We start from the raw sequence: 13,374 nt of genomic DNA, 5'->3' as shown, positions 1-13,374 counted from the left end.
CCGCGGAGCGCACTACCGGGCCCCGTGCGCGTGGGTCAGCCGGCGCAGCGCGGCCCTCCAGGGGTGCCGGGCCTCCCGGCCGTCGAGGACGGCTTGGAACTGGGCGTACGTACGGGCCGAGCGCAGGACGGCGACGTCGTCGCGGCCGGGCGGCGGCGGCATCGGCGCGCCCTGCTGGGACGCCCGCCAGGTATCGATGAGGTACTGCTCGATCGCTGTCATGCCTCCACCCTGGACCCGCTCGGGCCACCCCGCACGACGATTGACGCTCCTCGTCAATCGATCCGTGTCCGTCCAGGTCACAGGCCCGGAAGCAGTCAGAATGGCCCGATGAGCGTCACCATCGACATCGCCGGGCTCCCCGCGGGGCGCATCCGTTTCGCGCCCTCTCCGCTCTCCGAGCTCTGCATGACGCTGCACGCCCTCTCGCAGCCCGCCCACCACCCGGGCCTCGCCTCCTGGACCACCGCCACCGCGGCCGCGCTGGACCCCTGCCTCGCGGACCGGCTGCTGGAGGGCGACTTCATGTGGCGCAGCTCCTTCTCCGACATCTTCATGGCCTTCGCGGGGATCCCCGGCGGCAGCGGCCTGCCCGCCGCGACCCTGGCCGAGGAGCTCGACGTACTCGACCGCATGGACGACGAGCGGTTCGTGATGGCCGCCCTGGAGCACTGCTGGCTGGCGCTGTACAACGAGGGCGGCGGGCCCTCCCCGCTGAAGAACCCGCAGGCCAGGACCAAGGCGCTGGAGACGGCCGCCGCGCGCGGCCCGCGCCAGCTGGAGTTCTCGCTGCGCCTGCTGGACGACACGGCCTCGGTGCGGGTCTGGCTGCGGCGGCTCCTGGAGGACTGCGACGAGGCGTTCTTCGCGCAGACGTGGCGGCGGATGGAGCCGCAGCAGAGCGCGGACGCCCGGCACAAGACCGAGGTCCTGCGCCGCAAGGGCCTCGCGGCGACGCTGCAGGAGGTGTCGAGCGCGCTGAGCGTGGACGCGGCCGCGACCACCATCACCGTCGACAAGATGATCCACGGCTCGGCCACCGCGACGGACCCGGAGATAGGCCCCGGCCTGGTCTTCGTCCCGACGAACTTCGGCTGGCCGCACCTGCTGGTGCTGCACGCGCCCGGCTGGATCCCGGTGGTCCACTATCCGATCCGCTCCCCCGAACTGCCCGAGCCGGGTTCGGTCGAGCTGCTCCAGCGGCGGATGGAGGCGCTGGCGCATCCGATGCGGATGATGCTGTGCCGGAGCCTGGCCCGGGCCCCGTACACGACGAGCGAGCTGGCGACCGTGCACGGGATCACGGCGCCGGAGGTCTCACGGCACCTGTCGGCGCTGAAGAAGGCGGGCCTGCTGCACACATGGCGCCAGGGGCGGTACGTGCAGCACCAGTTGGACCTGAAGGTGGTCGCCCGGATCGGCTCGGAGTTCATCGAGGGCATCCTGCGCTGACGGACCCGCGGAGATCGTCACCCGGAATCGGCGAAACCTCTGGCGAGATCGGCCCCGCCGTCTATACCGTGCGTCCACCGCGCACCACCGGACGCCCGACCACCCGTCTGTCTGCTCGTACTTGTCGTGGAAGGACCTTCATGCCCTCACGCCGTATAGCCGCAGCAACCGCCGCCCTGGCCGCCGCGGCCCTCGTCTCCCCGCTGCTGCTCGCCGGGCCGGCCGGTGCCGCCGGCAGCCCGCAGAGCGACGCCGCGCGGGCCGACGCGCTGGCCCGCAAGCTGGTCAAGGAATCGACCGGCAAGGGCGCCAACAACCACCTGAAGGTCTTTCAGGCCATCGCCGACTACAACAAGGGCACGCGCGTTGCCGGTTCCAAGGGCCACGTGCAGTCCGCGCAGTACGTCGAGGCCGTGATGCGGGCGGCCGGCTACAAGGTCTCGAAGAACGAGTTCGACTTCGTGTACGTCGAGACGATCGCCGAGACGCTGAAGGTCAACGGCGCGGGCGGGCGCGACGTCCCGATCAAGCTGATGACGTACACGGCGAGCGGCCCCGAGGGGGGCGTGACCGCGCGGATCGCCCTCGCACCCGTGGACGCGGACGGTACGAACGGCTGCGAGCCCGGCGACTTCGCCGCGGGCTCCTTCACCGGCAGGATCGCGCTGATCAAGCGCGGCGGCTGCACCTTCGCGGTCAAGCAGGCCAACGCGGCGGCGGCCGGGGCGGTCGGCGCGATCATCTACAACAACACCGACGGCGCCCTCAACGGCACCCTGGGCGACGCGAACGCGGGCAAGGTCCCGACCGGCGGCCTCTCCCGGGCCGAGGGCGAGCGGCTGGCCGCCGAGGCGGCGGCCGGGCCGGTCGAGGTGACCCTCGACATCCGCGAGTTCCGGGAGAACCGCAAGACGTACAACGTGATCGCGGAGACGCGCGGCGGCGACGAGAACAACACCGTCTTCCTCGGCGCGCACCTCGACTCGGTCGCGGCGGGCCCGGGCATCAACGACAACGGCTCGGGCTCGGCCGGCATCCTCCAGGTCGCACAGCGCCTCGCGAGCAGCCAGACCAAGATCAAGAACAAGGTCAGGTTCGCGTGGTGGTCGGCGGAGGAGTTCGGCCTGCTGGGCTCCGAGGCGTACGTCGGCGGGCTGACGGACGCGCAGAAGAAGCAGATCAGGCTGTACCTGAACTTCGACATGATCGCGTCGCCGAACGCCGCGTACTTCGTCTACGACGGCGACGACTCGGACAAGGTCGGCTCGGGCCCGGGGCCGGAGGGCTCGGCGCAGCTGGAGAAGGGCATCACCGACTTCCTCGACGCGCAGAAGATCCCGCACGAGGGGTCCGACTTCACCGGCCGCTCGGACTACGGCCCGTTCATCGAGGCGGGCATCCCGTCCGGCGGCACGGACACCGGCGCCGAGGGCATCAAGACGGCGGCGCAGGCGGCGAAGTTCGGGGGCCAGGCCGGGGTCGCGTACGACGTGAACTACCACGGCAAGGGCGACGACATCACGAACATCGACCAGAAGGCCCTGGACATCAACGTGGACGTGATCGCGAACGCGGTCGGCCACTACGCGTTCGACCTGGCGCCGCTGTCGAAGCCGGTCCCCTCGGCCCCGACCACGGGCGGCGCCACCGGCGGTGGCCTGCGCCCGGGCCACGACCACGAGCTCGCGCAGTAGGCAGGGGTTCCGCCGCGCGGGGAGGAGCCCCGCGCGGCGCCGCGCTCAGCCGGGCCAGCCCGCGACGCCGACCGGCTGGACCAGCCAGCCGAAGTCGCCCAGGCCGCCGCGGGCGGTGAGCTCCGCCGCCTCCCCCGCGCGGGCCAGGGCGCGGACGTACCCCGCGGGGTCCGTGGACGCCAGGGCCAGCGGGGGCCGGGCGCCCGAGACCCCGAGGAGCCCCAGCGCCTCGCGCTGCGAGAGGAGCACCGCCCCCGGCCCCGCGCACGCGTCCAGCGCCACGTGGGCCGTCACGTCGCAGGTACCGTCCGGCACCGGCGCGACCTCCCGCCCCCCGCGGAAGCCCGTCAGGGTGCCGAACGGGGGGCGGGCGTCCCGGGTGTGCGCGTAGTCCACCGCCACCGCCAGGCCGCGCGACACCGAGCGCACGGCGCCGGCCCACGCCTCGTCCCGCCCCCGCCCGATCTCCGCCCGGCCGGCGCCCGGCCACCACCGCTCCAGCCACGCCCGGTCCGCGCCGGACACCGCCGGCCCGCGGGTCTCCGTACCCTCGCGGTCGACCAGGACGTAGTGCCCGTCCTGCGCCACGTCCAGCGGTACGTTGTCCAGCCACTCGTTCGCGAACAGCAGTCCCGTCGTCCCCCGCGGCACCTGCCCGACCCAGCGGATCCGCCCGTCCAGGCCCGCCGGCCGCTCCGCCCGCTCCACCGCCACCGCCCGCACCCGCCCCGCGACGTCCGCGGGCAGCGCGCCCAGCACCCCGGTCAGCAGCTCGCCCCGCCCGGCGCCGACATCGACCAGGTCCAGCTCCGCCGGATGCCCGAGCCGCGCGTCCACCCACCGCAGCAGCCGGGCCACGGCCCCCGCGTACAGCGGCGAGGCGTGCACGGACGTGCGGAAGTGCCCGGCCGGCCCCGGCCCGCCCGGCCGTACGTAGAACCCGCCCGGTCCGTACAGCGCGGCCTCCATCGCCGTGCTCCACCGGACCGGATCCGGAACCGGATCGGGATCCTCGACTTCGCCCTCAGTCCTCATCCCCGAAAGGTTAAGCTCGGCCTCCACCTTGGGGAGTACGCCCCCGTCACACGGATCGCACCTGTGGTTGACTCCAGCACCTATCTCCTTTGCCTACTCTGGGTTACGTGCAGCGCCTCTACGACTTCCTCCGCAGACACCCGACGGGCGTCGACAGCTTCTGGGCTGTCCTCCTGGTCGGGCTCGGGCTGCTGCAAGTCGCCGAAGACAGTTTCAGCAGCACCGCCGCGCGCCTGATCGCCGTCCCCTCGGTGCTCGCGATGGGCGTCGTGGTCGCCCTGCGGCGCAAGTGGACGCAGCAGATGTTCTGGCTCGCCGTCGGCGTCGGCGTCTACAAGCTGGTCACCCACACCGAGTTGATCAACTCCGATCTCGCGATGCTGATCATCCTGTACACGGTGGCCGCCTCGGCCGAGATCCCCCGCTGGCTGTCCCGTACGGCCCTCGCCATCGGCCTGTCCGCCGCCCCGGTGTACGTGCTGGCCTTCCGCGCGGACCAGCTCGACACCTCCGCGAACATCCTGAGCGCGATCTTCGCCATCGTCCCGTTCGCCCTCGCCTGGGTGCTCGGCGACTCCCTGCGCACCCGCCGGGCCTACTACGCCCAGCTCGTCGAGCGCAACCAGCGCCTGGAGAAGGAGCGCGAGGCGCAGGCCAAGGTGGCCGTCGCCGCCGAGCGCGCCCGGATCGCCCGCGAGCTGCACGACGTCGTCGCGCACAACGTCTCGGTGATGGTGGTCCAGGCCGACGGCGCCGCGTACGTGATGGACGTGGCCCCGGAGCAGGCCAAGGAGGCCCTCCAGACGATCTCCGGAACCGGCCGCCAGGCCCTGGCCGAGATGCGCCGGCTGCTCGGCGTGCTGCGCACCGGGGAGCCCCAGGAGTCCGAGGACTACGTGCCCCAGCCCGACGTGGAGCAGATCGAGGTCCTCGTCGAACAGGTGCGGGCGGCCGGGCTCACGGTGGACTTCGAGGTCGAGGGCGCCCCGCGCCGGCTGCCCACGGGCGTCGAGCTCACCGCGTACCGGATCGTCCAGGAGGCGCTGACGAACACCCGCAAGCACGGCGGCCCCGACGCCAAGGCGAGCGTCCGGCTGGTCTACTTCGACGACGGGCTCGGCCTGCTGATCGAGGACGACGGCCGCGGGGCGGCACACGAGCTGTACGAGGACGGCGGCGCCGACGGCGCCGGGCACGGGCTGATCGGCATGCGCGAGCGGATCGGCATGGTCGGAGGCACCCTGGACGCGGGCCCGCGTCCCGGAGGCGGCTTCCGGATCAGCGCACTGCTCCCGCTCAAGAAGAAATGACGAGGTCGAGGTAACCGATGTCCATCCGAGTGATGCTGGTCGACGATCAGGTACTGCTGCGCACGGGCTTCCGCATGGTGCTCGCGGCCCAGCCGGACATGGAGGTCGTCGCCGAGGCCGGCGACGGCCTGGAAGCCCTGGAGGTGCTGCGGTCCACGAAGGTGGACGTGGTGCTGATGGACGTCCGGATGCCGAAGCTCGACGGGGTCGAGGCCACGCGCCGGATCTGCGAGCGCGACGAGCACCCCGACGTGATCATCCTGACCACCTTCGACCTGGACGAGTACGCCTTCTCCGGGCTGAAGGCGGGCGCGAGCGGGTTCATGCTGAAGGACGTGCCGCCGGCGGAGCTGCTGGCCGCGATCCGCTCGGTGCACAGCGGTGACGCGGTGGTGGCCCCGTCCACAACCCGGCGCCTGCTGGACCGCTTCGCGCCGATGCTGCCGACGAACACGCAGGAGCCGCAGAACAAGGAGATCGAGCGGCTGACCGAGCGCGAGCGGGAGGTCATGCTGCTGGTGGCCCAGGGCCTGTCGAACGGCGAGATCGCCGCCCGCCTGGTCCTCTCCGAGGCCACGGTCAAGACGCACGTGGGCCGCATCCTGACCAAGCTGAGCCTGCGCGACCGCGTCCAGGTGGTCGTCCTCGCCTACGAAACGGGGCTGGTCCGCGCCGGCGGCGCGTAGGGGCGTGGGCGTAGGGGCGTAGGCGCGTAGGGGCGTAGGGGCGTCGGCGCGTAGGGGCGTCTCGCCGAGCGCCCGCTCCGCGGGCGGCCCGTCAGGTCATCCAGCGGTCCGGGCGGGCGTCGGCGCGGGAGGTCCGGGAGCGGGCCGCCTGGGCGTCCAGCAGCCCCGCGGCCCCGGCCGCCGGGCGCAGCCGGGCCGTGACCGTGCCGTTGGCGCCGGTGTCCACATGGACGTCGGCGAGACCCTGCACCCGCGCCCACGGGCCCTGGGTGAGCCGGACGCTCTGCACCTTGGCGTGCGGGACGATCTCCGTACGGCGGCACAGCAGCCCCTTGCGGGCGGCGAACACGTCCGCGGAGACGGCCAGGGCGTAGCCCCTCCACCACACCGGGACCACCCACCGCGACCCGGCCTTCGGGGACCGGCCGAAGACGAGGGCGCCCAGGTCCACGCCGGGCAGCACCCGGGCCACCACCGCCTGGGCGGCGTCCCGCGAGGCCACCGGGACCAGGACGTCGTTCTTCGAGCCGGCCACCGCCAGCTCCACCCGGACCCAGTCCCGGCGCCGCCACAGCAGCGGCTCCACGATCCGTACGGTCTGCACCCGCCCCGGCGGCACGGTCTCGTGCGCCCGGTCCAGCAGCCCGTGGTCGAGGCGCAGCCCGTCGGGGGACTCGGCGACCCGCCAGTCGAACTCGCCCAGGAAGCGGCCGACGGTGCCCGACCAGAGCCCGCCCAGCATCGGCAGCATGGTCGCGATCGTCGCCCAGGGGTTCCCGCTGAACCACCACACGGCGACGGGCACGCCCAGCCCGGCGGCCAGCGCGCCCCAGGCCGAGAGCGTGAGCAGCAGCGACACCACCAGGTCGCGGGGGCCGACGCGCAGCAGCTCCCGCTGCGGGGCCTCGCCGAGCGAGACGGCCTCCGCGGGTGCGAAACCGGCCGCCCGGGCCAGCAGCTCGGCGCGCAGCGCCACGGCCTCGGCCTCGTCGAGGAAGGCGAGCTCGTCCTTGTCCTCGGTGCCGATCACGTCGAGGCGCAGCTTGGCGACGCCCGCCACCCGGGCCAGCAGCGGCCGGGTCACGTCGATCGCCTGGATGCGGTCGAGGCGGATGTGCGCGGTGCGCCGGAAGAGCAGCCCGCTGCGGATGCGCAGCTCGGTGTCGGTCACCGCGTAGTGGGTGAACCACCAGCTCAGGAACCCGTACACGCCGAAGACGACGACGAGGGCGAGCAGGGCGAGGGCGCGCAGGGTCACCGAGAGCCCGCTCGCCCACCGCTGGACCTGGTCGGCCTGCTGGACGACGACACCGACGGTCGCGGCGATCGGCACCCACGCCCGGCGCAGCGGCGTGAGCAGGTGCAGCCGGCGCTCGACGGCGGCCGATTCGGCGGTCACAGGCCCGCCGACCTTGCCTCGCCGAGCTCCGTCAGCCGGTCGCGCAGCCGCTGCGCCTCGTCCGGGGCCAGTCCCGGAATCTTGGCGTCGGTGGCCGCGGCCGCCGTGTGCAGCTGGAGGGAGGCCAGCCCGAAGCGCCGCTCCAGCGGCCCCGAGGTCACCTCGACCAGCTGCATGCGCCCGTACGGGACCACGGTCTGGGCCCGCCAGAGCACGCCCCGGCTGATCAGCAGGTCGTCGGCGCGCTCCGCGTACCGCCAGGACCGCCAGTTGCGGCCGAGCACCACCCAGCCCCAGACCGCGGCGACCAGCCAGAGCGCCGCCAGGGCCGCCCAGGCCGGACCGGCCGTCAACCCGAGCAGCAGCGCGGTCCCGGCGGTGAGCGGCACCGCCCAGACCACCAGCAGCAGCCTCCGCAGCCTGAGCAGCCCGCCCGGCAGCCCCACCCACTCGGCCCGGTCCGTCTCACCCGAAGTCCCCGTTTCCATCCGACCAGCGTAGGGCTGCGACAATGCCGCCATGACGGAGACCACGGTCGGTATCGGCGGAGCGGCGGAGAGCACCGACATGGTGCTCAACATCGGACCCCAGCACCCTTCCACGCACGGCGTGCTGCGCCTGCGCCTCGTCCTGGACGGCGAGCGGATCGTCAGCGCGGAACCGGTCGTCGGCTACATGCACCGCGGCGCCGAGAAACTCTTCGAGGCGCGCGACTACCGGCAGATCGTGATGCTGGCGAACCGCCACGACTGGCTGTCCGCCTTCTCCAACGAGCTCGGCGTGGTCATGGCCGTCGAGCGGATGCTCGGCATGGAGGTCCCCGAGCGGGCCGTGTGGATGCGGACCCTGCTCGCCGAGCTGAACCGGGTGCTGAACCACCTCATGTTCCTCGGCTCGTACCCCCTCGAACTGGGCGGCATCACCCCGATCTTCCACGCGTTCCGCGAGCGCGAGGAGCTCCAGGCCGTCATGGAGGAGATCTCCGGCGGCCGCATGCACTACATGTTCAACCGGGTCGGCGGCCTCAAGGAGGACCTCCCGGCCGGCTGGCTCGGCCGGGCGCGCGCCGCGATCGCCGACGTCCGCACCCGCATGGACGTCTACGACAAGCTGGTCCACGGCAACGAGATCTTCCGCGGCCGCACGCGCGGGGTGGGCGTGCTGTCCGCCGAGGCGGTGCACGCCTACGGGGTCTCCGGCCCGATCGCCCGCGCCTCGGGCGTCGACTTCGACCTGCGGCGCGACGAGCCGTACCTGGCGTACGGGGAGCTCCAGGACGTCCTGAAGGTGGTCACCCGCACCGAGGGCGACTGCCTGGCCCGCTTCGAGTGCCTGCTGGACCAGACGCACAACGCGCTCGACCTGGCCGTGGCCTGCCTGGACCGGATGGCCGAGCTGCCGCCCGGGCCGATCAACCAGCGCCTGCCGAAGGTGCTGAAGGCGCCCGAGGGGGCCACGTACGCCTGGACCGAGAACCCCCTCGGGATCAACGGCTACTACCTCGTCTCCAAGGGCGAGAAGACCCCGTACCGGCTGAAGCTGCGCTCCGCCTCGTACAACAACATCCAGGCCCTGTCGGTGCTGCTGCCGGGGCAGCTGGTCGCGGACATGGTGGCGATCCTGGGCTCGCTGTTCTTCGTCGTGGGAGACATCGACAAGTGATAAGTCGCGGGAACTCCCGCGACTGCGCGGGAGTTTCCTGCTTAGGGTGCGGCCATGACCCCTGGCCTGTTCGACGGCTACCTGCGGCGGCTCGGTTTCGCGCGGCCGCCCCGGCCCACCGCGGAGGCGCTGTTCGCGCTCCAGCGCGCCCACGTCGAGCGCGTCCCGTACGAGAACCTCGACATCCAGCTCGGCCGGCCGCCCGGCATCGACCCCGAGCTCTCCGCACGCCGCATCGCGGCCGGACGCGGCGGGTACTGCTTCCACCTCAACGGCGCCTTCGCGCTGCTCCTGGAGCACCTCGGCTTCGATGTGACCCGGCACCTGGCCGGCGTCCTCGTCGCGGCGGAGCGCGAGCGCCGCGATGTCAACGGCGATCACCTCGCGCTGACGGTCCGGACCGGCGGCGAGGAGTACTTCGTCGACGCCGGGCTCGGCGACGGCCCGCACGAGCCGCTGCCGCTGCGCGCCGGTACGCACCGGCAGGGCCGGTTCACGTACGAGCTGGGCCCGCTGGACGGGGACCTGCCCGGCTGGAGGTACGTGTACGAAGCGGGCCCCTGCCCGGTGGTCAACATGCTCTCGGCGCCGGCTGCGGCGCCGGCCGACTTCGAGGCCACGCACGCGCGGCTGTCGACCGCGCCGGACTCCGGCTTCGTACGGACCCTCGCGCTGCTGCGCCGCGACGCGCACGGCACCGACGCGCTGCGGGGCCGGGTGCTGAGCCGGACCGAACCGGCGAAGGGGACGACCGAGCGGATCCTGGACACGCCGGGCGAGTTCTGGGCGGTCGTGGGCGGCCTCTTCGGGCGCAAGCTCGACGACCTGACCCCGGCGGACCGCACCGCCCTGTGGGACCGGGTCTGCGCGGCCCACGAGACGTGGCTGGCCGCCCGGGGCTGATGTCGGTACGGGGGTGCAGACTTGGGGCATGTCCCACTCCCCCAGACGGGCCTGCCCCTCCTGCGGACGCGACTGCGCCGTGACCGCCGGCCGGATCGCCCGCCACGACCCGCCGGCCGGCCGCGGCCGGGCCGACATGGTCTCCTGCCCGGGCTCGCGGGCCCGCGTGGTGCTCGGCGCCTCGGCCCCGACCCTGGACGGCTTCGCCCTCCCGCCGCTGCCGGGCCAGCTCCCGCTGTTCTGAGGCCTGGGGGTGTCGTCAAAGTAGCTTCGTCCGCCCGTGAGGCCGGCCAGAAGGGACTTTGACGACACCCCTAGGAGATCGCGGTGCGCAGGCGGACCACGTCGATCGGCTCCGTCTCGTCGTGGGCCGTCAGGTCGATGACCTGGCCCACCGCGCGCTGTTCGGGGGTGGGCTGCTTGAATCCCGGGTCCTTGGCCGGCTGATCGGCGGCGATACGTTCCGCCTGGGCCGACTCCGCCTGGTGGACCGCGAGGGCCTCCGCGCCGACCACATCGGCCAGGTCCTCGTTCTGGACCGATTCGATCACGGCGCGGGCCTGGGCCGCGTTCTTGGTGCCGAAGAAGTCGAAGCCGCCCTCGACCCGGGACGCCGTGCGGCGCGCGGCCGAGTACGGGGCCACCGCCGCGGCCGGCCGGCGCGCGGGGACCGCGCCCGTACGGGCGTGCCCGGCCTCCAGCGCCATCGGCTCGGCGGCCCTGCCCTGCAGCATCTTCGGCGGGGCCGGCTCCGCCCCGGCCTGCGTGGAGCGTTCCGCCTTGCCTTCCGCCTTGCCCGCCGCCTCGGCCTCCGCCTTGCGGACGAGGGCCGCCATGGCGGCATTGGCCCGGGCGTAGCCGATGCTGGTGGGAGCGCCGCTCGACGTGCGCTCCTCGGTCACGGGCGGGAGCTCCTTGGGCGCCGCCGCGGACTCCGGGGCGGCCGAGGCCTCGATGGCGAGCAGCCGGCGGCCCTCCAGGGCGCTGGCCCGCTCGGTCTCGGCGGTGGCGTACCGCCGCAGCAGCGCCGCGTGCTCGCCGCGCAGCCCCGCGAGTTCGACCCGCTTGGCCCGCAGCTTCGCGTCCAGCTTGGCGCGCAGCGCCCGGGCCTCTTCGAGGTCGGACTCGAGCTCGGCTATCCGCTCCTCGGTCTTCCACTCGTCCTTGACCCGCTCGCGCGCGAGTTCGGCCACGCGGCGCCCGGCCGCGCGGTCCCAGGCGCGCATGAGGACGGCGCCGGACACGCCCGCCGCCCCCGCGAGGGCCACGAGCAGGCGCAAGGGCAGGGGTTCCGCGAGCAGCCAGGCCGCGGCCGCACTGGCGACGGAGACTCCGGCCACGGTCGTCGGCGTGAGCAGCCGGTGCAGGGGTTCGGGATTGCGGTGGCGTCCACGGGGCATGGCCTGAAATTTACAGGGCGTGGAGGTCCCGTGGGGTAACTGCCCGGCAATCTGTGGCCGGGCAGTTACCCGTCATTTCTCCACCAAACCCGTAACTACTCCTACTTCGTGAGGCCCTTCGCCTTCAGGTAGGCCTTCGCGGCGTCCGCCGGCTTCTCGCGCTGGGCGTCCACCCGCTTGTTCAACTCGACGAGGTCGGCGGTCGTCAGGACCTTGGTCAGCTTGTCGAGGGCGGCCGCGATCTCCGGGGATCCGGCGTCCTTGGCGTTGACCACCGGCAGGACGTTGTCGGCGTTCTGGAGCTTCTTGTCGTCCTCCAGCAGGACCAGGCCGAAGCTGTCGAGCGTGGCGTCGGTGGTCGTGGTGAGCGCCAGCTGGTCCACGCCGTCCTTGACCGCCTGCTTGGCCTGCGGGGTGCCGACGCCCTTCGGGTCGATACCGGAAACGTCGATTCCGTAGGTCTTCTTCAACCCCGGTGCGCAGAAGGGCCGTACGGCGCATTCGTCACCCGCCGCGATCTTCACCTTCAGCCCCGACTTACCAAGATCGGAAAGGGTCTTCAGGTTGTTCTTCTGGGCGAATTCCTTCGACACCGCGAATGCGTTCTGGTCGACGGCCGGGCCTGCCGGCAGCGCCTTCAGGCCGAGCGGGGCCGCGAGCTTCTCCAGCCCCGCGACCGTCGCCGCCACGTCACTCGACGCGACCGGCTTCTCCTCCGGCGCCTTCGGACCGTTCACCTTGGCGTTGAGGAACTCCGCGAGGGTGGCCGCGTACTCCGGGACGACGTCGATCTCGCCCTTCTCCAGCGAGGGCTCGTACAGCTCGCGGTTGTTCACCGTGGTGATCGACGTGCTGTAGCCCGCGTCCCCCAGCACCTGCGCGTACAGCTCCGCCAGCACGTTGGACTCGGTGAAACCGGCCGCGCCGATGACGATCTTGCCCTTGGCGGAACCGGAACCGGAGTCCGAGGGGGCGGAGGCCCCCGATCCGGTGTCCTTGCTCTTCTCCAGGCTGTCGCCGCCGCACGCGGCGAGGGAGGCGGTCAGGGCCGCCGCCCCCAGTACCGCGCCGAGGACGCGCGTGGTCTTGCTCATCTTGTGCTCCTCCAAGGGAGTGGAAACGACCAACGGACGAGGGAGGGCCCGCGGGGACGGCCGGGCGGACGGGTCAGCGCGCCGCCGGACGCGGGAAGAGCCGGTCCGCCGCCACCAGGGCGCCCTCGACCAGCAGGGCCAGCGCCGCCACCAGCAGCGCCCCCGCGAAGACCTGCGGAGTGTTGTACGTGTTGAAGCCGGCGGTGATGATCCGGCCGAGGCCCCCCTGCCCGACCATCGCCGCGATCGTGGCCGTGGCGATCACCTGGACGGCGCCCGAGCGCAGCCCGGTCATGACCAGCTCGCGGGCGAGCGGCAGTTCCACCCGCCAGAACAGCTGGCCGCCGGACATGCCCATGCCGCGGGCGGCCTCCACCACCGAGCGGTCCACCTCGCGCATGCCGACGTACGCATTGGTCAGCAGCGGCGGCATGGCGAAGAGCACGAGCGCGGCGATGGTGGGCAGATAGCCCGCGCTGCGCAGCGGGGAGACCATGAACAGGGCCAGCACCGCGAAGACGGGGACGGCCCGCCCGATGTTGGAGACGTTGACGGCGAGCGCCCCGCCCTTGCCGACGTGGCCGAGCCACAGGCCGACGGGGAGGGCCACCGCGCAGGCGATGGCGAGGGAGATCCCGCTGACGTAGACGTGCTCGCCGAGCCGGTGCCACACCCCGTTCTCCCCGGACCAGTTGGCCCCGTTCGCCAGCCAGTCCCAGGCCCCTCCGAGCACGCCCAT

At 72.9% G+C, this 13,374-nt stretch carries 14 protein-coding genes; 7 read left to right on the top strand and 7 right to left on the bottom strand.

The features are described 5' to 3' along the window. Window positions 1-12: 12 nt before the first annotated feature. Window positions 13-222, bottom strand: a complete 210-nt coding sequence (locus ACFYZS_RS12325) for a hypothetical protein (RefSeq protein WP_389010118.1) — start codon at window positions 220-222, stop codon at window positions 13-15. A 108-nt stretch (window positions 223-330) separates the two neighbouring features. Here ACFYZS_RS12325 and ACFYZS_RS12320 point away from each other — a divergent pair, with 108 nt between their 5' ends. Beyond that, complete coding sequence (locus ACFYZS_RS12320) at window positions 331-1,452, top strand: DUF5937 family protein (RefSeq protein WP_389010115.1); 1,122 nt, start codon at window positions 331-333, stop codon at window positions 1,450-1,452. Window positions 1,453-1,592: 140 nt separating this feature from the next. After that, window positions 1,593-3,146, top strand: coding sequence for a M28 family metallopeptidase (locus tag ACFYZS_RS12315; RefSeq protein ID WP_389010112.1), 1,554 nt, complete (start codon window positions 1,593-1,595; stop codon window positions 3,144-3,146). Between the two features lie 45 nt (window positions 3,147-3,191). On the opposite strand, the gene ACFYZS_RS12310 is transcribed toward ACFYZS_RS12315, so the two are convergent. Next, window positions 3,192-4,181, bottom strand: coding sequence for an SAM-dependent methyltransferase (locus tag ACFYZS_RS12310; protein ID WP_389010109.1), 990 nt, complete (start codon window positions 4,179-4,181; stop codon window positions 3,192-3,194). A gap of 107 nt (window positions 4,182-4,288) precedes the next feature. Between ACFYZS_RS12310 and ACFYZS_RS12305 the strand changes: the two genes are divergently transcribed. Both ACFYZS_RS12305 and ACFYZS_RS12300 read left to right on the top strand, forming a co-directional pair. After that, window positions 4,289-5,491 (top strand): sensor histidine kinase, encoded by a 1,203-nt coding sequence (locus tag ACFYZS_RS12305; protein ID WP_389010106.1) that lies wholly within the window; start codon window positions 4,289-4,291, stop codon window positions 5,489-5,491. 17 nt (window positions 5,492-5,508) lie between these two features. Next, window positions 5,509-6,177: a response regulator transcription factor gene (locus ACFYZS_RS12300; protein ID WP_030867945.1), complete on the top strand. Its 669-nt coding sequence runs from the start codon at window positions 5,509-5,511 to the stop codon at window positions 6,175-6,177. Window positions 6,178-6,268: 91 nt separating this feature from the next. Here the strand turns inward: ACFYZS_RS12300 and ACFYZS_RS12295 are convergent, their stop codons facing one another. Further along, window positions 6,269-7,576 carry a PH domain-containing protein gene (locus ACFYZS_RS12295; protein WP_389010102.1) on the bottom strand — a complete coding sequence of 436 codons (1,308 nt, stop codon included), beginning with the start codon at window positions 7,574-7,576 and terminating at the stop codon, window positions 6,269-6,271. Beyond that, on the bottom strand, window positions 7,573-8,064 hold the full coding sequence (locus tag ACFYZS_RS12290) for a PH domain-containing protein (protein WP_389010099.1): 492 nt from the start codon (window positions 8,062-8,064) through the stop codon (window positions 7,573-7,575). The genes ACFYZS_RS12295 and ACFYZS_RS12290 overlap by 4 nt, the downstream gene beginning before the upstream one ends. 31 nt (window positions 8,065-8,095) lie before the next feature. Between ACFYZS_RS12290 and ACFYZS_RS12285 the strand changes: the two genes are divergently transcribed. The 3 genes from ACFYZS_RS12285 to ACFYZS_RS12275 are packed head-to-tail and all read left to right on the top strand — an operon-like array spanning window position 8,096 to window position 10,385. Continuing rightward, window positions 8,096-9,238, top strand: a complete 1,143-nt coding sequence (locus ACFYZS_RS12285; protein ID WP_053691355.1) for an NADH-quinone oxidoreductase subunit D — start codon at window positions 8,096-8,098, stop codon at window positions 9,236-9,238. 54 nt (window positions 9,239-9,292) lie between these two features. After that, window positions 9,293-10,141, top strand: coding sequence for an arylamine N-acetyltransferase (locus ACFYZS_RS12280; protein WP_389010096.1), 849 nt, complete (start codon window positions 9,293-9,295; stop codon window positions 10,139-10,141). A 28-nt stretch (window positions 10,142-10,169) separates the two neighbouring features. Continuing rightward, window positions 10,170-10,385, top strand: a complete 216-nt coding sequence (locus tag ACFYZS_RS12275; protein WP_389010093.1) for a hypothetical protein — start codon at window positions 10,170-10,172, stop codon at window positions 10,383-10,385. 70 nt (window positions 10,386-10,455) lie between these two features. On the opposite strand, the gene ACFYZS_RS12270 is transcribed toward ACFYZS_RS12275, so the two are convergent. The 3 genes from ACFYZS_RS12270 to ACFYZS_RS12260 all read right to left on the bottom strand — a co-directional run bounded on the left by ACFYZS_RS12270 (window position 10,456) and on the right by ACFYZS_RS12260 (window position 13,374). Beyond that, complete coding sequence (locus ACFYZS_RS12270) at window positions 10,456-11,541, bottom strand: hypothetical protein (RefSeq protein WP_389010090.1); 1,086 nt, start codon at window positions 11,539-11,541, stop codon at window positions 10,456-10,458. Between the two features lie 101 nt (window positions 11,542-11,642). Beyond that, window positions 11,643-12,635 carry an ABC transporter substrate-binding protein gene (locus ACFYZS_RS12265; RefSeq protein ID WP_389010087.1) on the bottom strand — a complete coding sequence of 331 codons (993 nt, stop codon included), beginning with the start codon at window positions 12,633-12,635 and terminating at the stop codon, window positions 11,643-11,645. Between the two features lie 73 nt (window positions 12,636-12,708). After that, entirely contained in the window at window positions 12,709-13,374 is a 666-nt protein-coding gene (locus ACFYZS_RS12260; RefSeq protein ID WP_389010084.1) for an ABC transporter permease, read from the bottom strand.

The organism is Streptomyces sp. NPDC001903 (genome assembly GCF_042891345.1).
Classification (GTDB): domain Bacteria; phylum Actinomycetota; class Actinomycetes; order Streptomycetales; family Streptomycetaceae; genus Streptomyces.
Note: the sequence above shows the minus strand (reverse complement) of the source record. Positions and strands in the feature narration are given on the sequence as shown.